15 protein-coding genes are annotated in these 20,140 nt (G+C 62.4%); 7 read left to right on the plus strand and 8 right to left on the minus strand.

The features are described from left to right. Nucleotides 1-53 precede the first annotated feature (53 nt). Together ACFPN2_RS05065 and ACFPN2_RS05070 are read right to left on the minus strand one after the other, a co-directional pair. Nucleotides 54-1,124 carry a Glu/Leu/Phe/Val dehydrogenase dimerization domain-containing protein gene (locus ACFPN2_RS05065; RefSeq protein WP_380595537.1) on the minus strand — a complete coding sequence of 357 codons (1,071 nt, stop codon included), beginning with the start codon at nucleotides 1,122-1,124 and terminating at the stop codon, nucleotides 54-56. 41 nt (nucleotides 1,125-1,165) lie between these two features. Next, the gene (locus ACFPN2_RS05070) at nucleotides 1,166-1,972 is read right to left on the minus strand and encodes a lysophospholipid acyltransferase family protein (RefSeq protein ID WP_380595538.1); all 807 of its coding nucleotides are present in this window, start codon (nucleotides 1,970-1,972) and stop codon (nucleotides 1,166-1,168) included. A 243-nt stretch (nucleotides 1,973-2,215) separates the two neighbouring features. Here ACFPN2_RS05070 and xerD point away from each other — a divergent pair, with 243 nt between their 5' ends. Beyond that, nucleotides 2,216-3,115: a site-specific tyrosine recombinase XerD gene (gene xerD, locus ACFPN2_RS05075; RefSeq protein ID WP_380595539.1), complete on the plus strand. Its 900-nt coding sequence runs from the start codon at nucleotides 2,216-2,218 to the stop codon at nucleotides 3,113-3,115. 235 nt (nucleotides 3,116-3,350) lie between these two features. Then, nucleotides 3,351-4,115, plus strand: a complete 765-nt coding sequence (locus ACFPN2_RS05080; protein WP_380595540.1) for a DsbC family protein — start codon at nucleotides 3,351-3,353, stop codon at nucleotides 4,113-4,115. A 135-nt stretch (nucleotides 4,116-4,250) separates the two neighbouring features. On the opposite strand, the gene fdxA is transcribed toward ACFPN2_RS05080, so the two are convergent. Further along, the gene (gene fdxA / locus ACFPN2_RS05085; protein ID WP_116811286.1) at nucleotides 4,251-4,574 is read right to left on the minus strand and encodes a ferredoxin FdxA; all 324 of its coding nucleotides are present in this window, start codon (nucleotides 4,572-4,574) and stop codon (nucleotides 4,251-4,253) included. A gap of 139 nt (nucleotides 4,575-4,713) precedes the next feature. Next, nucleotides 4,714-5,283 carry an NUDIX hydrolase gene (locus ACFPN2_RS05090; protein WP_380595541.1) on the minus strand — a complete coding sequence of 190 codons (570 nt, stop codon included), beginning with the start codon at nucleotides 5,281-5,283 and terminating at the stop codon, nucleotides 4,714-4,716. A 123-nt stretch (nucleotides 5,284-5,406) separates the two neighbouring features. On the opposite strand from ACFPN2_RS05090, the gene ACFPN2_RS05095 reads away from it, so the two are divergent. Continuing rightward, the gene (locus ACFPN2_RS05095) at nucleotides 5,407-7,569 is read left to right on the plus strand and encodes a malate synthase G (protein WP_380595542.1); all 2,163 of its coding nucleotides are present in this window, start codon (nucleotides 5,407-5,409) and stop codon (nucleotides 7,567-7,569) included. A 52-nt stretch (nucleotides 7,570-7,621) separates the two neighbouring features. On the opposite strand, the gene glcF is transcribed toward ACFPN2_RS05095, so the two are convergent. The 3 genes from glcF to ACFPN2_RS05110 are packed head-to-tail and all read right to left on the minus strand — an operon-like array spanning nucleotide 7,622 to nucleotide 11,439. Beyond that, nucleotides 7,622-8,836 (minus strand): glycolate oxidase subunit GlcF, encoded by a 1,215-nt coding sequence (gene glcF, locus ACFPN2_RS05100; protein ID WP_380595543.1) that lies wholly within the window; start codon nucleotides 8,834-8,836, stop codon nucleotides 7,622-7,624. Nucleotides 8,837-8,851: 15 nt separating this feature from the next. Next, nucleotides 8,852-9,928 carry a glycolate oxidase subunit GlcE gene (gene glcE, locus ACFPN2_RS05105; RefSeq protein WP_380595544.1) on the minus strand — a complete coding sequence of 359 codons (1,077 nt, stop codon included), beginning with the start codon at nucleotides 9,926-9,928 and terminating at the stop codon, nucleotides 8,852-8,854. Then, the gene (locus tag ACFPN2_RS05110; RefSeq protein WP_380595545.1) at nucleotides 9,928-11,439 is read right to left on the minus strand and encodes an FAD-linked oxidase C-terminal domain-containing protein; all 1,512 of its coding nucleotides are present in this window, start codon (nucleotides 11,437-11,439) and stop codon (nucleotides 9,928-9,930) included. The genes glcE and ACFPN2_RS05110 overlap by 1 nt, the downstream gene beginning before the upstream one ends. A 71-nt stretch (nucleotides 11,440-11,510) precedes the next feature. On the opposite strand from ACFPN2_RS05110, the gene ACFPN2_RS05115 reads away from it, so the two are divergent. Further along, complete coding sequence (locus ACFPN2_RS05115) at nucleotides 11,511-11,954, plus strand: Dabb family protein (RefSeq protein ID WP_380595546.1); 444 nt, start codon at nucleotides 11,511-11,513, stop codon at nucleotides 11,952-11,954. Here ACFPN2_RS05115 and ACFPN2_RS05120 read toward each other — a convergent pair. Then, complete coding sequence (locus tag ACFPN2_RS05120) at nucleotides 11,932-13,305, minus strand: spinster family MFS transporter (RefSeq protein WP_380595547.1); 1,374 nt, start codon at nucleotides 13,303-13,305, stop codon at nucleotides 11,932-11,934. The two genes, ACFPN2_RS05115 and ACFPN2_RS05120, sit on opposite strands and share 23 nt — an antisense overlap. A gap of 223 nt (nucleotides 13,306-13,528) precedes the next feature. Between ACFPN2_RS05120 and ACFPN2_RS05125 the strand changes: the two genes are divergently transcribed. From ACFPN2_RS05125 to ACFPN2_RS05135, 3 genes are read left to right on the plus strand one after another with little or no spacing between them, the layout of a single operon-like run. Then, nucleotides 13,529-14,689 carry a serine hydrolase domain-containing protein gene (locus ACFPN2_RS05125; RefSeq protein WP_380595548.1) on the plus strand — a complete coding sequence of 387 codons (1,161 nt, stop codon included), beginning with the start codon at nucleotides 13,529-13,531 and terminating at the stop codon, nucleotides 14,687-14,689. Nucleotides 14,690-14,722: 33 nt separating this feature from the next. After that, on the plus strand, nucleotides 14,723-16,834 hold the full coding sequence (locus ACFPN2_RS05130) for a TonB-dependent siderophore receptor (protein ID WP_380595549.1): 2,112 nt from the start codon (nucleotides 14,723-14,725) through the stop codon (nucleotides 16,832-16,834). 36 nt (nucleotides 16,835-16,870) lie between these two features. After that, nucleotides 16,871-20,137 carry an amidohydrolase family protein gene (locus ACFPN2_RS05135; RefSeq protein ID WP_380595550.1) on the plus strand — a complete coding sequence of 1,089 codons (3,267 nt, stop codon included), beginning with the start codon at nucleotides 16,871-16,873 and terminating at the stop codon, nucleotides 20,135-20,137. The last annotated feature ends 3 nt before the right edge of the window (nucleotides 20,138-20,140 follow it).

Consider the following 20,140-nt stretch of genomic DNA (forward strand, 5'->3'; position numbering starts at 1 on the left):
CCGAGTTTGTATGCAGTGCAACACGAGCCGCCGCAGTTGGCAATCTCTAAGTATTAATGGCCGGTGTAAGGCATTTTTATGCGGCTGAGGGCCGCGATCCGCTCTTCCGCGAGGCGTCGGGCCGCTTGCCAGGTGGGGATGTTGTTGCGGGCGGCGAGGGTGAGTATTCGACTAATGATATTGTGAATGCGCGCCACGCTTCTCAGGGCGCGATCCTCGTTATACCCCTCCAGCTCGATCGCGCTGTTCATCAGACCGCCGGCATTGATGGCGTAGTCGGGCGCGTAAAGAATGCCGCGACGGTCCAGCTCCGTGCCCAGCTCTTCGGATTCGAGTTGATTGTTGGCGCCACCGGCGACGATGCGACAACGCAGTCGAGGCAAGGTGTCCTCGTTGATCACTGCACTCAGCGCGCAAGGTGAGAACACATCCGCATCCACATCGTAGATCTGTGACATCGGCACCGCCTCGGCGCCGAACTCGGCGACCGCGTGCTCGATGCGCTCTTCGTTGATGTCGGTGATGAATACTTTCGCGCCGGCGGCGCGCAGCGACTTTGCTAAGTGATATCCCACTTGTCCGGCGCCTTGCACCGCGAAGCTCGTACGTCGCAGGTCCGAGTGGCCGAGCTTGAATTCCATACAGGCGCGAATGCCATGCAATGTGCCCAACGCGGTGAAGCGCGAAGGCTCGCCGCTGCCACCGAGTAATTGAGGGACACCGACCACGTGTCGCGTTTCCTGGCGGATGAGCTCCATGTCATCGGCGTTGGTGCCGACGTCTTCCGTCGTGATGTAGCGTCCGCCCAAGGATTGAATGAAGCGACCGAGCGCGCGAAACAACGCTTCGCTCTTGTCGGTTTCGGGATTGCCGATCAGCACGCCTTTGGCGCCGCCGAGATTGAGGCCGGCGATGGCGGCTTTGTGAGTCATGTCGGCGGAGTGCTTGAGCACGTCGCGCACCGCGTCCGCTTCGTTCGCGTACGGCCACATGCGCAGGCCGCCGAGGCCTGGGCCCAACGCGGTGTTATGAATCGCGATCACGCAGCGCAGGCCGCTTTCGCGATGATGGAAGAACACTACTTGCTCGTGACCGAGCCGGCCGACCGCTTCGAACAAGTTCATCGCCGTCCCTCGAAAACCGCAGGCGACGATTATAGGCGGGGTTATGTGTCTAAGGTTCGTTTGGATTGCAGCGCCGCGATGCCGTCGTTCGACGACAGGTCCGGTTCGCCCAGTTCGGCGAGGATGCGCGCGTGCGCCTGATCGCGTGTATGGATGACAGCGTCGGACGCCTTCATGTCGCTCATCGGGCCGATCGACGGCAGCACGTGGATATCGATGCGGCCGGGGCGGGGCAGGAATCGCCCGGACGGCAGGACATAGCGCGTGCCTTTGATCGCGAGCGGCACGACCGGCAGATCGACACGCGCCGCGATGGTGAATGCGCCGCTGTGAAATTTGCCGAGCCCCGGTTCCGCCAGGAACGTGCCTTCCGGAAAGAAGGCGAGCGCCTGGCCGGCGTCGGCGGCTTTCAAGAGACGTCTCGCATCCATGCCGCCCGCATGCCGGTTGAAGCGATCCACGAACTCCGAGCCGATGCGCCTCAACAGCAGGCCGGCGAGCGGCACGCGGCTGAACTCTTTCTTGATGACGAATGAGAAGCGCGCGGGCAGGGCGGCCTTGAGCACGATGCCATCCAGGTAGCTGGCGTGATTGGCGACGACCACGCACGGGCCGCTCGGCAACAAATGCTCGTCGATCACTCGCAGTCGCAAGCCGGCGACCGCGAAGAAGGCGCGGGCTGCGAAGTGGGCGATATGCCGACGTGCTTTGATCCCGAAAGGCAGTAACACTGCGACGAAGGCGGTCAGGCCGAAGGCCAGAAACACCGTCAGTACATACAATCCATAAATGATCTCGAGCGCGGTCCTGACGATTATCCAGGGGGCGCGCGGCCGCGCGTCAGTCATAACTCGACACAGAAGTCACCAGAGAATTTATGTAGCGTCCGCATAGTTGTCGAATTCTGTGAACTAAGTCTCTTTATGTAAACCGTAGCCGGGGTTCTGTGATTGTAATCACGCCCAGCGCCCAACCCGCTCCCCATACTGCCGCCATCGATTTAACGGTCTGTCGTGAGCGATCACGACGCAAACCTAAAGGCGATGAGCACCGTAACTAAAGCATCAGTTTACTCGAGGTCAGGCGAGGATATGCCCGAGACGCCGTCATTGGCGGCCATCGACCGCTTTCTCGACGCAGTGTGGATGGAGCGCGGTCTGTCGCCCAACACGCTGTCAGCCTACCGCGCCGACCTGACTGCGCTGGATCGTTGGCTGCAGTCACGAGGCACCTCGAGTGTCGCCGCCAAGCGGGCCGACCTGCTCGCGTTCATCGCGCATCGGGTCGAAGCCGGCGCACGGCCGCGTTCGACCGCCCGCCAGCTTTCCAGCTTTCGCAGATTCTACCGTTACCTGATTCGCGACGGTGCGATCAAAGAAGATCCGACCGCGCAGATCGCGATGCCTAAGATCGGCCGCTCGCTGCCGAAGTCGCTGACCGAGGAAGAGGTCGAGTCGCTGCTGAAGGCGCCGGTGGTCGAGGATCCGCTGGGTCATCGCGACCGTTGCATGCTCGAGGTGCTGTACGCCACGGGCCTGCGCGTGTCCGAGCTCGTGAATCTGAAGTCCAGTCAGGTGAACATGAACCAGGGCGTGTTGCGCATCGTCGGCAAGGGCGATCGCGAGCGCTTGATCCCGCTCGGCGACGAGGCGGTGTCCTGGCTGCAGAAGTTCATGAACGGTCCGCGCCTGGAGATCCTGCTGGAGCGCCAGACCGACTATCTGTTCCCGACGCGCCGTGGCGATCGCATGACGCGCCAGGCCTTCTGGCACATCATCAAGCGCTACGCGCAGAAGGCGGGTGTGCAGAAGGCGTTGTCGCCTCATACACTGCGTCATGCATTTGCGACACATCTGCTGAATCATGGCGCGGACCTGCGCGTCGTGCAGATGCTGCTGGGCCATAGCGACCTGTCGACCACCCAGATCTATACCCACGTCGCCCGGGAGCGCATGAAGGAGCTGCATGCCCTTCATCACCCGAGAGGGTAAAGAAGCCCTCAATCGCCGTACGGCTCGGAACAGACAAGAGCCGGCGGCTGCTTGCAAGGACGTCCTGTTTGAGCCGTACGGCGATTGAGGGCCTCCGGTCCTGGCGCGCTTGAACTTACGTACTCTCGCCGGTAGTTGAGTCCCTGGTAGACTCCGTTCGCCTCCTCAAGCCGAATTGCCATTGAACTTGCGTGGTCGCGCAGGCTCGAATCGGGCGAGGGTCACGAGAGTTCCCATGAAAAAGCTGTTGTTGTGTCTGTTCGCCAACGTGTCGCTGGCGACGTTGCTGGCCACTTCCGTGGCCGCCGCCGAAACGGCCGCGCCAGCCAAGGCGACCGACCAGAAATCCGCCGACGCCACCATTCGGGCGGCGATCGCCAAGAAATTCCCCGACATGAAGGTCGACGAAGTGCGGCCCTCGCCCATGAAGGACATTTACGAAGTCCAGATGGGCGGCGAAGTGGCCTACATCAGCGGCGATGGCCGTTTCCTGATCGCGGGCGACATGTACGAGATCGACTCCCGCACCAATCTCACCGAGGCCGGCCGCACCAAGGCCCGCGTGGCGGCGCTGGCCAAGCTCGATGAGAAGGACATGATCGTGTTCAAGCCGCAAAAGGTGAAATACACGATCACCGTGTTCACCGACGTTGAATGCGGTTATTGCCGCAAGCTCCACAGCGAGATCGCGCAGTTGAACGATCGCGGCGTGCAGGTGCGCTACCTGGCCTATCCGCGAGCCGGCCCGGGTACCGAGGACTGGGCCAAGATGGAAGCGGTGTGGTGCTCGACCGATCGCAAGAAAGCCATCACCGATGCCAAGGCGGGCAAGACGGTCAAGGCCGCCCAGTGCTCCACGCCGATTGCCAAGCAGTTCAAGCTGGGTGAGCAGCTGGGTGTGCGCGGCACGCCAGCCATCTTCACCGACAGCGGCGAGTACATCGGCGGCTATCTGGCGCCCGATCAGATGATCGGCAAACTGGACGGCACTGATCAATAACTCGGGATCGGGCATCCCTGTCACGACCCTCGTGCGAGCTAGCAAAAAGGCGTGACTTTTTGCTGCTCGCCGCCGCCTGAGGCGGCGGGGTACCTCTATGTACCCGGCGGCTGCGATGAACCGCCCCGGGTATTTTCAACGCTCCAAGAGCTTCAACTTATCCGGCTTGCCGTCCCATTCCTTGGCATCGGCGGGCATGGCCTTCTTCTCGGTGATCACCGGCCAGGACTTGGTCAGCTCGGCATTCAATTGCTTGAAGTGCTGCTGACCGTCGGGCAGCTCCTCCTCGGAGAAAATCGCCTCGGCCGGGCACTCCGGCTCGCACAGCGTGCAGTCGATGCATTCATCCGGGTCGATCACCAGGAAGTTCGGGCCTTCATGGAAACAGTCGACCGGGCACACCTCGACGCAGTCGGTGTACTTGCACTTGATGCAGTTTTCAGTGACGACGAAAGTCATCGGCTAGAACTCCGAAAAATCGCTCTACAACGGCGTCGTGGACAAGGTGAATACGCCGTTCGAGGCCGCGCATTGTGCCAAAGGGGGCGCGGGGATGCGAGGCGGGCTGGCCATGTCTATATAACTTCGGCCGCCCGCGTTACTGGGAAGGGCCGTCGGTCGTGACCGGTTTGCCGTCCACCCAGTCGATATCGCGGAAATGCAGCAGTTCCCGGCCCTTGGCCCGGTCCTCCAGGTAGCGGCGCAGGCCGAATTCCACGCTCAGGAAGGCAATCTCAGGCCAGGGAATCTCTTCCTCGGCGTACAGCTGGGATTCCAGGCTCTCGGGCCCAATGCCAAACGAAGGCTGCGTTAGCGTGGCGCGAAACATGATGTGCACCTGATGGGCGCGCATCACGTTGACGACCGCCAGCATCGAGCCGATCCGCACGTGCGCCAGCGCTTCCTCCATCGCTTCCCGGGCCGCTGCCTGCTGCACCGATTCGCCGTTCTCCATGAAACCGGCCGGCGTGGTCCACAGGCCGTAGCAGGGATCGATGGCCCGTTTGCACAACAGGAGTTTGCCTTCGTGCTCGATCACACAGCCCGCGATGATGCGCGGGTTCTGGTAGTGGATGGTGCCGCAGTTGGAGCACACGAAACGGGGCAGATGGTCGCCAGGCGGGACGCTGAGACTGACCGGGTGGGCACAATTGGAGCAGAACTTCATGAGATACCGGGTTGCACTGCCTGGTAGTCGCGGCGCGGGTGCGGGGAGCCGGCATGGTCCCCCGCCACCGGGATCTTGTCGAGAGGTATAGTCGCCGGCAGTAAACCTGCGAGTGATACAACGATGAGTGCAAGAGTGACGGTGGGGACTCTGGAAATCGCGCCGGTGCTGCATGATTTCGTCAGGCGGGCCCTCGCGGGGACCGGTGTGCAGGAAGCGGCGTTCTGGAACAGTCTGGAGCGTATTGTCCGAGAATTCTCGCCTCGCAACCAGCAACTGCTCGCCAAGCGTGACGATCTGCAGGCGCGCATCGATGGCTGGTGGCAGCAGCAGCGCGCTCAACCGATCGATGTAGCCAAGCAGCGTCAGTTCCTCGAATCCATCGGCTATCTCGTGCCCGAGCCGGCCGCGTTTCAGGTCGACACCGAGCATGTCGACAAAGAGATCGCGCACCTCGCCGGTCCGCAGCTCGTCGTGCCGCTGAGCAACGCGCGATATGCGTTGAATGCAGCGAATGCGCGCTGGGGCAGTCTCTACGACGCGCTCTATGGCACCGATGCGTTGGAAGCGCCGTTGCCTGCCGGCTCACCATACAACGCGGAGCGTGGTGCGAAAGTCATCGCGTACGCGCGCAAGTTCCTGGATGACGTCGCTGCGCTCACGCATGGCAAGCACGAAGACGCGGCCAAGTACTCAATCGAAAGCGACAAGCTGGTCGTAACGCTCAAGGACGGATCGCGCGCGACGTTGGCCGTGCCCGCGACGCTCGAAGGTTGGCGCGGTAGCGCCGTCGAGCCGCAAGGCATTCTGCTGCGCCATCACGGCCTGCATGTGGAGATTTGTATCGATCGCAAACATCCAATCGGTTCGACCGATGCGGCTGGCGTTTCAGATGTGGTGCTGGAGTCCGCGATCACGACGATTCAGGACTGCGAAGACTCGGTCGCTGCTGTCGATGCGGAAGAGAAAGTCGCGGTCTACAGCAACTGGTTGGGCTTGATGAAGGGCGATCTGCAAGCCACGTTCGCGAAGGGCAAGGGCACGACGACCCGGCAACTGAACGCCGATCGTGTCTACTCCGCGCCTGGTCACAAAGAGCTCACGTTGCCCGGTCGCAGTCTGATGCTGGTACGGAACGTCGGTCATCACATGCGCACCGACGCCGTGCTTCACGAGGGCAAGGAGATTTTCGAGACGGTGCTCGACGCGCTCGTCACTGTCGCCATCGCTCTGCACGACCTGCGGGGTGGCGGCAGAAACAGTCGCACCGGCTCGGTGTATGTCGTGAAGCCGAAGATGCACGGTCCCGACGAAGCGGCGCTGGCGAACGATTTGTTTGGTTGGGTGGAAGAAGCGCTGGGGCTGCCGAAGTACACGGTGAAGATCGGTGTGATGGACGAAGAGCGTCGCACCAGCTTGAATCTGAGTGCCTGCATCGAGCAGGTCAAACATCGGATCGTGTTCATCAACACGGGCTTCCTCGATCGCACCGGCGATGAGATTCACACCGCCATGCAAGGCGGGCCGGTGCTGCGCAAGGACGCCATCAAGACGCAGCCGTGGCTGGTCGCCTACGAGAAGCGCAACGTCGAAATCGGCTTGAACGACGGCCTGCGCGGCCGCGCGCAGATCGGCAAAGGCATGTGGGCGATGCCGGACAAGATGGCCGGCATGTTGGCCGCGAAGGCCGGTCATCCGCGCGCGGGTGCGAACACCGCGTGGGTGCCGTCGCCGACGGCGGCCACGTTGCACGCACTTCACTATCATCAAGTCGATGTGCGCGCGGTTCAGAATGAACTGCAGCGGCAACTCCAGACCGGCAAGGCGACCGGCATCGACGATCTGTTGCGCTCGCCGCTCGCGGCGTCGGGCTTCACGTCCGAAGAGATTCAGAGCGAGCTCGACAACAACATTCAGGGCATTCTCGGCTACGTAGTGCGCTGGATCGATCAAGGCGTCGGCTGCTCGAAGGTGCCAGACATTCACGATGTGGGCTTGATGGAAGATCGCGCGACGTTGCGCATCTCGAGTCAGCATGTCGCGAACTGGCTGCTCCACGGCGTGTGCACAGAGCAGCGGGTGAAAGAAACGTTGCAGCGGATGGCCGCCGTCGTGGATGCGCAGAATGCCGGCGATCCGGCCTATCGGCCGATGGCCAGCAACTTGAATGGCAGCATCGCGTTCAAGGCCGCGAGCGATTTGATTTTCCTCGGCCGCGAGCAGCCGAACGGCTACACCGAGTTTATCCTGCACAAGCGCCGTCGCGAATTAAAAGCGGCGGGCTAGCAATCAAGCGAGGCGGGCGGGCCGCCGCGAGCTGGGGTGGCGGGTTGAACGATCAGGTGAGGCGGGCGTCGAGCCACTCGATCCAGTGGCGTATCGGCGCCTGCGCTCCATTCGCAAGATGGGTGATGCAGCCGATGTTGGCTGAGAGAATCACATCCGGCTGCTGAGCTTGCAGGGCTTCGAGCTTGCGCTCGCGGAGCTGTTTGCTCAGCTCGGGTTGCAAGATCGAGTAGGTGCCCGCGGAGCCACAACACAAGTGACTCTCGGCCAGCGGCAGCACTTCCGCGCCGAGCGAGCTGAGCAGTTGCTCGACGACGCCTCGAATCTTCTGACCGTGCTGCAAAGTGCACGGCGGATGAAACATCACGCGCTCGGGCTGCCGGCGGGCCTTGCTCGCCAGCGTCGCCGCATGAGGCGATAGCAGCTCGGCCAAGTCCTTCGTGAGATCGACGATACGCCGCGCCTTCTCCGCATACGCCCGATCGTCGCGGAGCAAATGCGCATATTCTTTGACCATCGCGCCACAGCCCGACGCGTTCATCACTATCGCTTCGACGCCAGCCTCGACGTGCGGCCACCAGACGTCGATATTGTTTTTGATCTCGACGAGCGCGGCATCGTGATCGTTCAAGTGATGCTTGATAGCGCCACAACAGTTCGCGGCCGGCGTGATCACCTCGATCTCGAGCGCATCCAGCACGCGGGCCGTCGCGGCATCGATCCCAGGGGACATCGACGGCTGTACGCAGCCCAGCGGCAATAACATCTTGCGAGCATGCGATCGCTGCGGCCATGCGCCGACATCGCGCCGTTCCGGAACCTTGGCACGAATCGACTCAGGCAGAAACGAGCGCACGGCCTGGCCAGTGCGCATCGCGGGGCCGAACAGCTTGCTGGTCAAGCCATGTTTCAGCGCCGACCGCGCCACCTGTTCGGCAAACGGACGTTCGATCTTCTGCTCGACGATGCCGCGGCCGATATCGAGCAACCGGCCATACTGCACCCCCGAAGGACACGTCGTCTCACATGCCCGGCAAGTGAGGCATCGATCCAAATGAACCTGCGTGCTGCGGGTGGGCTCGACGCCTTCGAGCACCTGCTTCATCAGATAAATCCGGCCGCGCGGTCCGTCCAGCTCATCGCCGAGCAATTGATAAGTAGGGCAGGTCGCCGTGCAAAAGCCACAGTGCACGCAGCGGCGGACGATCTCCTCAGCTTCCTTGCCTTCGGGCGTGTCTTTGATGAAATCGGCGAGCTGCGTTCTCATGGGGTGACGCCTTGCTCAAAGATCCGGATACAGCCGACCGCGATTGAAAATGTTCGCGGGATCGAACTGCGCTTTCAGTCGTCGATGAATGGCAGCGATCGGCGCTGTGAGCGGCGCAAACGCGCCCGCCGAGCGATCGCCGCCGCGAAACAACGTCGCATGGCCGCCGGCTTGCCGCGCACATTCACGCACCTGTTCGGCACTTTGATGGGTACGCAACCAGCGTAGCGAGCCATTCCATTCGATCAGCGACGGCTCATTGATCGACAGGACGGGAGCAGTCGAAGGCACCGACACGCGCCACAGCGGCGCCTCGCCCTCGAAGAACGGATGCGTCTGCTCGCGAATGCTGGTCCAGAAAGCATCCGCCTGCTCGTTGTCGAAGTCCTCACCGCCAAGCTGATGACGTGCCGCGCTCACGGCGGCCGACGCGCCCGCCAATCTTAGATAGAGCGCACCGTCATACCATGCCGAGGCGGACAGAGGCAGCGGTCGTCCCGCCCACTCATTGAGCTTGTGCACGGCCGCGACTTCGGTCATTTCGAAGCACAAGGTGTGATGTGAGATCGGTCGCGGCAACACTTTGATGGACACTTCAGCGATGACACCGAGAATGCCCATCGAACCGGCGAGCAATCGCGATACATCGTACCCGGCGACGTTCTTCATGACGGTGCCGCCGAATGTCAGCAACTCGCCGCGACCATCGACCAGCTTCGCGCCGAGGACAAAATCGCGAACGCCGCCATACGTCGGCCCGAAAGAAACGCGTCGCGGACCGGACAAGCCGGCAGCAATGCAACCGCCGACAGTCGCGTTGGCGCCGAAGTGCGGGGGCTCGAACGCGAGCATCTGTCCGTTCTCGGCCAGCAGCTGTTCCAGCTCCGAGAGCGAAGTGCCGGCGCGTGCGGTCACAACGAGCTCGGTGGGCTCGTAATCGACAATGCCCGCGACGCTGCGAGGATCCAGCAACGTGCCCTCAGAGGCGTTGCCGTAGAAATCTTTAGTACCGCCGGCTCGAATGAGCAGCGGTGCACGCGCCTCCGACGCGGCGCGCACGGTCTCGCACAGTTGGCTCAGTGCTTCATCCATCAGAAGCGCGGCAGTTCAGGGAATCGAATATTGCCTCCCTGCACCCGCATGCGGCCGTACTCGGCGCAGCGGTGCAGCGTCGGGATGACCTTGCCCGGGTTCAGCAGGCCGGCCGGATCGAACGCATTCTTGACTCCGAGAAAGGCATCGAGCGTGGCACGCCCGAACTGCGAGCACATCTGATCCAGCTTCTCGACGCCGACGCCGTGCTCGCCGGTCACCGTGCCGCCCATTTGCACGCACAGCTCCAGAATTTCGGCCCCGAAGGCTTCGGCCCGCGCCACCGAATCGGGATCGGCATCGTCGAACAGAATCAATGGATGTAAGTTGCCGTCGCCTGCGTGAAACACATTCGGGCAGCGCAGTCCGTACTGCGGCTCCAATGCTTGAATCGCTTTCAACACTTCGCCGAGTCGACGCCTCGGGATCGTGCCGTCCATGCAGTAGTAAGCAGGCGATGCTCGCCCGGCGGCGGGGAACGCGTTCTTTCGACCTGCCCAGAAGCGCAGGCGCTCGGCTTCGCTGTTCGATACTTGAATGCGCGTGGCTCGCGCGGCGAGCAGCACGGCTGACATGCGATCGATTTCTTCGGCGACCTCTTCGGGCGTGCCATCGGATTCGCATAACAACACCGCCGCGTCCAGATCGTAACCGGCGTTTGCGAATGGCTCGACCAGCCGGCTCGCCGCTTGATCGAGCATTTCCAATCCGGCGGGAATGATGCCGTCGGCGATCAGCGCAGCGACCGCATCGCCGGCTTCGCCCACGTCCGCGAAGCTGGCCATGATGCATCGAGCGGTCTGCGCGACCGGCACCAGTCGCACCGTGACTTCTGTGACAACCGCCAGCATGCCTTCCGAACCCACGACCAGCGCCAACAAGTCGAGACCGGGCGCGTCCGGCGCGAGGCCCCCAAATTCCACCGACTCGCCTTCAATCGTGAGGCCGCGCACCCGCAGGACATTGTGAACCGTGAGGCCGTATTTCAAACAATGCACGCCGCCGGAGTTCTCGGCGACGTTGCCGCCGATAGTGCAGGCAATCTGACTCGACGGGTCGGGGGCGTAGTAAAGACGATGACGTGACGCGGCTTCGCTGATCGCGAGATTGCGCACGCCCGGTTGGACCGTCGCGGTTCGCGCGCGAGCATCGATGGACACAATACGATTGAGCTTTGCGAGCGACAGGAGCAGTCCCGCATGGTGGGGCAGAGCGCTGCCTGACAGGCCGGTGCCGGCGCCTCGCGGTACGACAGGCACCTTGTGCTCATGACAGAGCTGCAGAATTCGCCGGATCTGGTCTTCCGTTTCCGGCAGAGCCACGATCATGGGCAACTGCCGGAACAACGTCAGGCCGTCGCACTCGTAGGGACGCGTATCTTCCTCACGAAACAGGACGGCGTCTTGCGGCAGAAAAGTGCGTAACGCCGCGACCAGGCTGCGCTGCCGGACGACATCCACAGGCAACGAGCGCTCGGCGGGCGACGAAGGGGCGGGCGTGGCGCGGTCCATGCGCGAATCATAAATGACTGGCGAGCCGGCTTATACTCGGCCCCGGATTAACTCAGGCAAAAGGATCCAGCATGACGACCCACAGCCGACGAGAAGTCATCACCGCCGCGGCCGCTTTGGCCGGTGCAGGTGTCGCCGCGCAGGCCGCGAGCGCCGCGACCTCGGGTAACGCCGGAACCGCAGGCAAGGCCACGATTCCGCCGGTCGTGCATCACGTGTTCTTCTGGCTGAAGAATCCCAAGTCCAAGGACGATCTCGCTCGACTGCTGACCGGCTTACGGACGCTGGGCGGGATCGAGACCGTCAAAGCCATTCACATCGGCGTGCCGGCCGAGACCGAGCAGCGTGGCGTGGTGGACTCCAGCTACAGCGCGTCGGAAATTCTGTTCTTCGACGACGTGGCCGGCCAGAACGCCTACCAGGTGCATCCCATCCACAAAAAATTCGTCGCCGACTGCGAGCACCTGTGGGAGCGCGTGGTCGTTTATGACGTCAAGCCCGCGCCGACGCCTTGATGTCTTCGCGCAGCGTGCGTGCCGCCAGGATGTAGTGCAGCGCTGACCAAAGGTTGATCATGATGGTGACGCGGATGGCCCAACGCAGGCCATCCGCCTGCGCCTGTTGCGCAGCCATGCCATGACTCACCAGATAGCTGTTGATCGTGTCGCTGACCACGCCGGTGAACATCGGCCCCAGGCCGAGGCCGATGAAGTTCAGGATCAACAGCAACACCGCGCTGGCTTGCGCCCGTTCGTGAAGCCCGACCAGCCGATGAGTCGCGGCGATGCTGGGCGCGAGATAAGCGGCGCTCATCGCCACGAAAGGAATCAGCGCATACAGCGCGTGATAACGATCGTCCAGCGAGTAGGCGATCTGGCCGAACGCGCAGTTGAAGAACAGCGAGCCCGCCGGAATCCACAAATACCAGCGCGGATCGTCGGTGCGGTTGTAACAGCGGTCGCATAGCCGGCCGGCGAGATAGGTGCCTGTCAGGCCGCCGAGCGCGACAACGAACGCCAGCCAGGCGCTCAACTCCGCGATCGTCATGCCATGCGTGCGCATGAAGAACGGCGAGTAGAAATTGTTCACGCCGTACGCTGCAAAGGAATGCAGACCGGCCGCGAGCGATAGGTGACGGAACGAGCGTCGCGACCACAATTCGGTCACGAGCTTCCTGAACGCGACCGGCTCGTGCGGAGTGGCGGCGCGTTGCTCCGAGAATCCTCGAGGCGGCTCGCGAAGCGTCAGCTTCACGATCAACGCGACGATCAATCCCGGCAGACCGACGGCGAAGAACGCCGCGCGCCAGCCGTAGACGTGCGCGATCTGCCCGCCCACGACGAAGCCCAACGCGCCGCCGGCATACACGCCCATCGAGTAGATCGACAGCGCCGTCGCCCGCTTGCTCTGATCGAAGTAATCGCTGATGAGCGAGTAGGCTGGAGGGCTGCAGCCCGCTTCGCCGACGCCAACACCGATGCGTGCGATCAGCAGATGCCAGAAGTTTTTCGCGGTGCCGGTCACCGCGGTGAAGGCGCTCCAGATCACGATGGAGATCGCGATGATGTTGACCCGATTGCGCCGGTCGGCGAGCCGCGCGATCGGAATGCCCAGGGTGGAATAGAAGGCCGCGAATGCCAGCCCGCTCAACAGGCCGAGCTGCCAGTCATGCAGCCCGAACTCCCGCTTGATGGGCTCGATGACGATCGACAGGATCTGCCGGTCGACGAAATTGCAGGTGTAGACCAGGAACAGCAGCCACACCACGTAATGTCGGTAGCCGGTGCTGACTTCGAACGTCGCGGCGGGAGCGGCGTTCGCCGGCGCCGGCGCATCGACCAGGTTCGTCTCGGGACGTGCTACCACTCATGGATCTCCTGGAACTTCCGCGGATTATTGCAGGGTGGGAGCGGCGCCCCGGGTGATATCGCGGCCAGCGTGGTGTTGCGAGCACACCGCCAGGGGGCAGTGGTGACCCGGTCTCACCGCCGGCGCACGCTAGGCAACCCGACCGCACGCATGAATAGCCTATAAAAAACCCTCGCGACGACGAGCGTGGGAGACGGGTTTGCAGCGTGACGGCACAACAATGACGGCGACACTCGAAGCACTCGAGAACGGCTTCGAGGACGAGGACGCTCGCAATGCGTATGCGGGCAAGCTGCGTCCCGACCGGCAGCTGCGCATGTTCCGCGACGACAGCTGGGTGTTCTCGACCCGGTCGATCAAGCGCGGCAGTCAGGTTCATCCATTGCCTCGGGCCAGGCGCCAGATCGAAGACCTGGCCGTTCACGCCAACGCGACCCGGTACGACCTGGTCGACTACATCTCCCGCAATCGCATCGCCGGGCTGCTGGTGTTGCATCGGGGCGAGATCTGCCTCGAGCACTACGAGTTCGGCAACGACGCGCGCACGCGTTGGATTTCCATGTCCATGGCCAAGTCCGTCAGCACCACGCTGGTCGGCGCGGCGATTCAGGATGGCTCGATTCAGAGCGTCGACGATCCGCTCACTCGCTATCTGCCGCAGCTGAAGAACGGCGGTTACGACGGCGTCTCGATTCGTCACTTGTTACAGATGACGTCGGGCGTGCGTTGGGACGACACGCATACCGATCCGCAATCCGAGCGTCGCGTCATGCTGGATCTGCAGATTGCACAGCAGCCGGGCGCGATTCTGAATTTTCTGTCCGGGCAGCCTCGCGTCGCCGAGCCCGGCACGATCTGGAATTACAGCACCGGCGAGACACACGTGGTCGGCGCGCTGGTACGCGCGGCGACCGGTCGGTGGTGCGCCGACTATCTTTCCGAAAAGATCTGGCAGCCGCTCGGCATGGAGCTCGATGCCACGTGGTGGCTCGAGTCGCCGCAAGGTTTGGAAGTCGCCGGGAGCGGTATCAACGCTTCGTTGCGCGACTACGCGCGCTTCGGTCAGTTCATGTTGAACGACGGCGTGATCGGCTCGACTCGCGTGTTGCCCGAAGGCTGGGTGCGCGAAGCCAGTCAACCACGCGAGATCGCTGGCAAACGCCTCGACTACGGCTACATGTGGTGGCCGGTCGCTGCGCGCGACGGCTCATTCGCCGATGGCGCGTACAGCGCCCGCGGCATCTTCGGTCAGTACATCTATATCAATCCGACGCGACAGCTCGTGGTCGTGGTGTTGAGCGCGCGTGCCAAACCCAAGGGATCTGAAGTCATCGCCGACAACGATTTCTTCAACAGTGTGGTGGAGGCGCTCGTCGGATAGTTCGCTGGTATCACTGCTTGTGGGGAGACGATCATGATTAAAAAATCACATGGCTCTTTGTTGTTGACCCTGGCTGCACTGGCGCAGCCGATGGTATCGCTCGCGCAGAGCGAGACGGTTGAGGAGGTGGTGGTCTTCGGCAAGGATTTCGTGCCGCCGGTGAACAGCTCGGGCACCAAGTCCGATACGCCGCCGATTGAAACGCCGGCCTCGTTGTCGGTGATCTCGCGCGACCTGCTGGATTCGTGGGGCGCGAGCAAGCTCACCGAAGCGTTGCGTTACACGCCGGGCGTGAATGCCGAGCCCTTCGGTGTCGAGCCCCGCTTTACCAGCGTCAACATGCGTGGCTTCACGGCCGCTGCTGCCGGCATCTATCGCGATGGATTGGCGTTGATCAATCCGGGCTGGGCGGTGAGCTACAACCTCGAGCCCTACGGCGCCGAGCGTGTCGAAGTGCCGCGCGGTCCGGCCTCGGTGCTCTACGGCCAGGGCAGCCCGGGTGGCTTGATCAACTTTGTTTCCAAGATGCCGAAGGATCAGGCGTTCGGCGAAGTGGGCCTGGAGTACGGCAACAACGATCGCAAGCAGGCGCAGTTCGACGTCGGCAGCTCGTTCGACGAGGCAGGCACGTGGAGCGGCCGACTGACCGGCTTGATTCGCGACAGCGACACGCAGATCGACTACGTTCCGGATGACCGGCAGTTCCTCGCCGCCGCCTTGCGTTGGCGGATTTCCGACGACACCTCGCTCACGTTCCTCGGTTCGTATCAGCAGGACAAGACCAAGCCGTCGCAGTCGTTGCCGGCGTTGGGCATGCTCGAGCCGAATCCGAACGGCACCATTCCGGTCAGCCGCTTCAGCGGCGAGCCGGGGCTGGACGACTACGATCGCGACGAGTTCTCGGTCGGCTATCAGTTCGAGCATCGCTTCAACGACTCGGTGCGTTTCTTCCAGAACGCGCGCTACAACGATGTGAAGCTCACCGAGATCGCGGTGTACAGCATGGGCATCAGTCAGAATCCGGCCGACGCCGATCGCATCGTGTTTCGTCGCGCGGCCTTCAGCTACGGCACGCTGGATGGATTGACCATCGACAATCAATTGCACGTGGCACTCGGCTCCGGCGCGGTGAAACAAAAGGTGCTGGCGGGCGTCGACTATCAGGATGTCAGTGCGTGGCATCGGCAGCATCACAATGCAACACTCACGCCGATCGATATCTTCGCTCCCGTGTACGGCGTCGCGAACATCACGCGTCCGGCGCCCTGGGGCGACGACGACATCGATCTGGAACAGCTCGGCGTCTATTTGCAGGATGAGATCAAGATCCAGGAGAAGCTGATCTTCAATCTGGGCGCACGCTTCGATCACGCCAGCAGTTCGACCTATTCGCGGTTGAGCCAGAGCACGACTCAGGATCAAACCGACGAGGAGCTGTCGCTGCGCGGCGGTGTGGTGTACGTGTTCGACAGCGGCTTTGCGCCGTATGCGAGTTATGCCGAGTCGTTCCTGCCGTCCTCGGGCGTGGATGCGGCGGGTAAGCCGTTCGATCCGGAAACCGGTCGGCAATACGAAGTGGGCGTGAAGTATCAGCCGAAGAGCTTCAACGGCCTGTTCACCCTGGCGCTGTTCGATCTGGAGCGCACCAACTTCGTGGATCGCGACGACGACTTCAATCTGTTCCAGACCGGCAAAGCGTCGTCACGCGGCGTGGAGCTCGAAGCGTTCACGGCGATGGACAACGGCCTGAGCTTCATCGCCAGCTACAGCTATCTGGACACGGAGCAGAAAGAGAACAAGCTGCCCGAGCTGGTCGGTAAGCAATTCCCGCAGATTCCCAAGCACAAGGCCGCGCTCTGGCTGGACTACAACTTCAATGCGTTCGGACTCGATGCGCTCGGCGTGGGCTTCGGCACGCGCTATCAGTCGTCGACGTTCTCGGATGACTTGAACACGGTGGAGAGCCCGAGCTTTACGCTGTACGACGCGGCGGTTCACTACGAGTGGAATAACATGCGCGTCGCGTTGAATATCCAGAACCTGGCCGACAAGGAGTATGCCTCGTCCTGTTTCACCCGCTTCTCCGTGCTGTGCACGGTGGGTGAGACCCGCTCGATCCGAGGCTCGTTCCGGTATCGTTGGTAATCTGGCTGAGTCGATTCGATTTTTGGGGGCGAGTGAATGACAGAGAAGCGGCGATTCGAGCGGCTGTGCCTGGCCGTATCGTTAGCGTTGTTGGGTACGGCAGCGATGGCCGGCGAGCGAACCTGGAGCGTCACGGATACGGGGCAGCCGTATGTCGACGCCGAGTTCACTGTCAACGAAGGCACCTGGATGAGCGTCGACGTGAGCCCGGACGGGTCGACGCTCGCCTTCGATCTGCTCGGCGACATTTATGTGCTGCCGGCGAAGGGCGGCGATGCACGGCTGGTCCATGGAGGACCGGCCATGCAGATCTTCCCGAGCTTCAGCGCCGATGGCAGCAAGCTGCTGTATCAGAGCGATGAGAGCGGTTTCGATAACGCATGGATCTCCAACGTCGACGGCTCGAACCCAAGGCAGATCACTCACGACGCCGCCAACCTGCTGGGTGCGCCGACGTGGGGGCCGAACGACGACTCGGTCGCCGTCGTGCAGGCTTACTCGACCTTTCAGTTGATGAAGGCGTCGGAAATCCGCTTGTTCGACCTGCAAGGCGGCAAGGGCGCGCTGCTGGTGGAGATGCCGGAGAACCGGCGGGATGTGCAGGAGCCGAGCTTCACGCCGGACGGGCAGTTCGTCTACTACACACAGCGGATCATCCAGCCGAACATCTACATCAACGCCAGTCATCCGAACTACGTCATCAAGCGACGCGAGCTGGCCTCGGGGGCGACGGAAGAATTGATGGGCGGCTGGGGCAGTGCCACCACGCCGCAAGTGTCCCACGACGGCAAGAAGGTCGCGTTCATCCGGCGCGTCAAAGAAAAGACCGTGCTGTTCGTTTACGACGTCGCGGCTCGCACGCAAGTGCCGGTGTTCGACGATCTCGATCGCGATCTGCACGCCGACTTCGTGCAGCAGAACGCCTATTACCCACGCTTCGACTGGTTCCCGGACAACCGGCACATCGCGATCTGGGGCAAGGGCAAGCTGTACAACGTCGATACGCAGACCAGCACCGCGAGCGAGATCCCATTTCGCGCGAATACCAAACATCACATCGTCCGCGCGCCGCATTTCGAGCAGAACGCCGCGCCGGACTCGATCGCGGTTCGGTCGGTGCGACAGCTTGCGCCTTCGGTCGATGGCAAGCGCCTGGTGTTCACGGCGCTGGATCGATTGTGGAGTCAATCCGATGCGTCGGCGCCGGCGCGTCTGAGCAAGAGTGCGGCGTTCGAGTTCGATCCAGCCTTCTCGCGCGATGGCCGCTCGTTCGCGTACGTCGAGTGGGATGACGAGCGAGGCAGCACACTGAAGGTCGCCAACGCTGCGGGTCGAAACGGGCGCACGGTGGCCACCAGCCGGGGCGTCATTCGCAACCCTTCGTTCTCGCCGGACGGCAAGCAGGTCGTGTATCGGATCGATGAAGCGGACAAGACCATGGGCGGTTACGGTACGCAGCCGGGCATCTATGTCGCGCCCGCGAGCGGTGGCGCCGATCGTTTCGTTGTCGCGGGCGACGATTGGCCGGTGTTCTCGCCCGACGGGAAGCGCATTTACTACGTCGAAACCTCGCGAGTGAAGGGCGAGTTGATTCACTCGTTGGTCAGCGTGACCTTGGATGGACACGATAAGCGCGAGCATGGGCATACGCTGAATGCCGATACGTTGGAGCTGCGCGTCAGTCCCGATCTGCGCTGGATCGCGTTCCGCGAAACGCAGCAGTACTTCGTGATGCCGTTCAGTGACATCGGCACGCCGATCACCATCAGCGCTCGTAGCAGCGAAGTTCCGGTGCGAAAGCTGACCGACCTCGGTGGCTATTCACTGACGTGGTCGAGCGATTCGTCGACATTGCATTGGACGTTGGGTGCGTCGCTGTATCGGGCCAACGTCACTGACGCGGCATCGGCAGCAGTATCGCAGCCGTACGCGAAGATCGATCTGAAAGTGCCCGCCGATGTGCCGACCGGCAAGCTAGCGTTCACGAATGCCCGCATCATCACAATGAAGGGCGATGAAATCATCGAGCAGGGCACGGTGGTTGTCGAAGGCAATCGTATCGTGGCTGTCGGTCCGAGCGCTTCGGTCACGACTCCTGCCGATGCGAAAGTGATCGATGCTTCCGGCAAGACCATCATGCCGGGGCTGATCGACATGCACGGTCACATCGACTGTTGTTATCGCACTGGCGTGATGCCACAGAAGCAGGCGCCGCGTTATGCCGCGCTGGCTTTCGGCGTGACGACCAACTTCGATCCTTACTCGAGTGAACTACCGAACTACGAGACGCGCGAGACCGATCTCGCCGGCATCACCGTCGGGCCGCGTTGGATCGGCTCGGGCAGCCCGATCTACGGTCGGGCGAAGAAGACCGACTTCAACTATGTGCCGCTGCGCGAGTATGACGACGCGCACAAAGCGCTGCTGCGAAAGCAGGCGCTCGGCGACATCTACATCAAGAGCTACAAGCAGCCGGGCCGTCAGCAGCGGCAGATGCTGGTCAAGGCTGGGCGCGAGACCGGGATCATGGTCGATGTGGAAGGCGAGGGGCACTTCTATAACGGCATTTCCATGATGCTCGACGGTCACAGCAACATCGAGCACAACCTGCCGGTCGCGCATTACTACGACGACGTGATTCAGCTCATGAGTCACGCGACCAGCTCGAACACGCCGACCCTGGTGGTGGCGTTTGGCGAGTTGTATGGCGAGAACTTCCTGTATGAAAAGGAGCGTGCCTGGGAGGATCCGAAGGTGAAGACCTTCGCGCAGGAGGCGACGTCGAGTTACGGCGCGCTCGAAGTGCAGGGCGGTGCGCCCGTGCACTCCCGCAATATGACGAGCATCCATGTGGCCGACGAGCTGTGGGACATCGGGTTCCGCTCGGTGTCGCGCTCCATCAAGAAGCTCGATGAGGCCGGCGTGCGTATCAACGTCGGCTCGCACGGCGAGATCGCGGGCCTCGCGATGCACTGGGAGATGCAACTGCTCGCCCAGGGCGGCATGAGCAATCATCGCATTCTGCGCGCGGCCACGTTGAACGGCGCGACCACGCTTGGATTCGACAAACAACTGGGCTCGCTCGAAGCCGGCAAGCTCGCCGACCTGATCGTGCTCGATCGCAACCCGCTGGAGGACATCCGCAACAGCAACTCGGTACGTTACACGCTGCTCAACGGCCGGCTGTACGACTCGGCCACCATGAACGAGATCGGCAATCATCCCAAGCCCCGGACGCGGTTCTATTGGGAGATGGATGACTACAAAGGCATCGATTGGAACTCGGCGTGGTCGGGGCAGTGAGCG

This window comes from Steroidobacter flavus (genome assembly GCF_042651805.1).
In the GTDB taxonomy this organism is placed as follows: Bacteria; Pseudomonadota; Gammaproteobacteria; order Steroidobacterales; family Steroidobacteraceae; genus Steroidobacter; species Steroidobacter flavus.

Bases quoted from the DNA above. Each gene is read 5' to 3' on its own strand.
- ACFPN2_RS05065 (WP_380595537.1), bottom strand. From the start codon at position 1,124: ATGAACTTGTTCGAAGCGGTCGGCCGGCTCGGTCACGAGCAAGTAGTG.
- ACFPN2_RS05070 (WP_380595538.1), bottom strand. From the start codon at position 1,972: ATGACTGACGCGCGGCCGCGCGCCCCCTGGATAATCGTCAGGACCGCG.
- xerD (WP_380595539.1), top strand. From the start codon at position 2,216: ATGCCCGAGACGCCGTCATTGGCGGCCATCGACCGCTTTCTCGACGCA.
- ACFPN2_RS05080 (WP_380595540.1), top strand. From the start codon at position 3,351: ATGAAAAAGCTGTTGTTGTGTCTGTTCGCCAACGTGTCGCTGGCGACG.
- fdxA (WP_116811286.1), bottom strand. From the start codon at position 4,574: ATGACTTTCGTCGTCACTGAAAACTGCATCAAGTGCAAGTACACCGAC.
- ACFPN2_RS05090 (WP_380595541.1), bottom strand. From the start codon at position 5,283: ATGAAGTTCTGCTCCAATTGTGCCCACCCGGTCAGTCTCAGCGTCCCG.
- ACFPN2_RS05095 (WP_380595542.1), top strand. From the start codon at position 5,407: ATGAGTGCAAGAGTGACGGTGGGGACTCTGGAAATCGCGCCGGTGCTG.
- glcF (WP_380595543.1), bottom strand. From the start codon at position 8,836: ATGAGAACGCAGCTCGCCGATTTCATCAAAGACACGCCCGAAGGCAAG.
- glcE (WP_380595544.1), bottom strand. From the start codon at position 9,928: ATGGATGAAGCACTGAGCCAACTGTGCGAGACCGTGCGCGCCGCGTCG.
- ACFPN2_RS05110 (WP_380595545.1), bottom strand. From the start codon at position 11,439: ATGGACCGCGCCACGCCCGCCCCTTCGTCGCCCGCCGAGCGCTCGTTG.
- ACFPN2_RS05115 (WP_380595546.1), top strand. From the start codon at position 11,511: ATGACGACCCACAGCCGACGAGAAGTCATCACCGCCGCGGCCGCTTTG.
- ACFPN2_RS05125 (WP_380595548.1), top strand. From the start codon at position 13,529: ATGACGGCGACACTCGAAGCACTCGAGAACGGCTTCGAGGACGAGGAC.
- ACFPN2_RS05130 (WP_380595549.1), top strand. From the start codon at position 14,723: ATGATTAAAAAATCACATGGCTCTTTGTTGTTGACCCTGGCTGCACTG.
- ACFPN2_RS05135 (WP_380595550.1), top strand. From the start codon at position 16,871: ATGACAGAGAAGCGGCGATTCGAGCGGCTGTGCCTGGCCGTATCGTTA.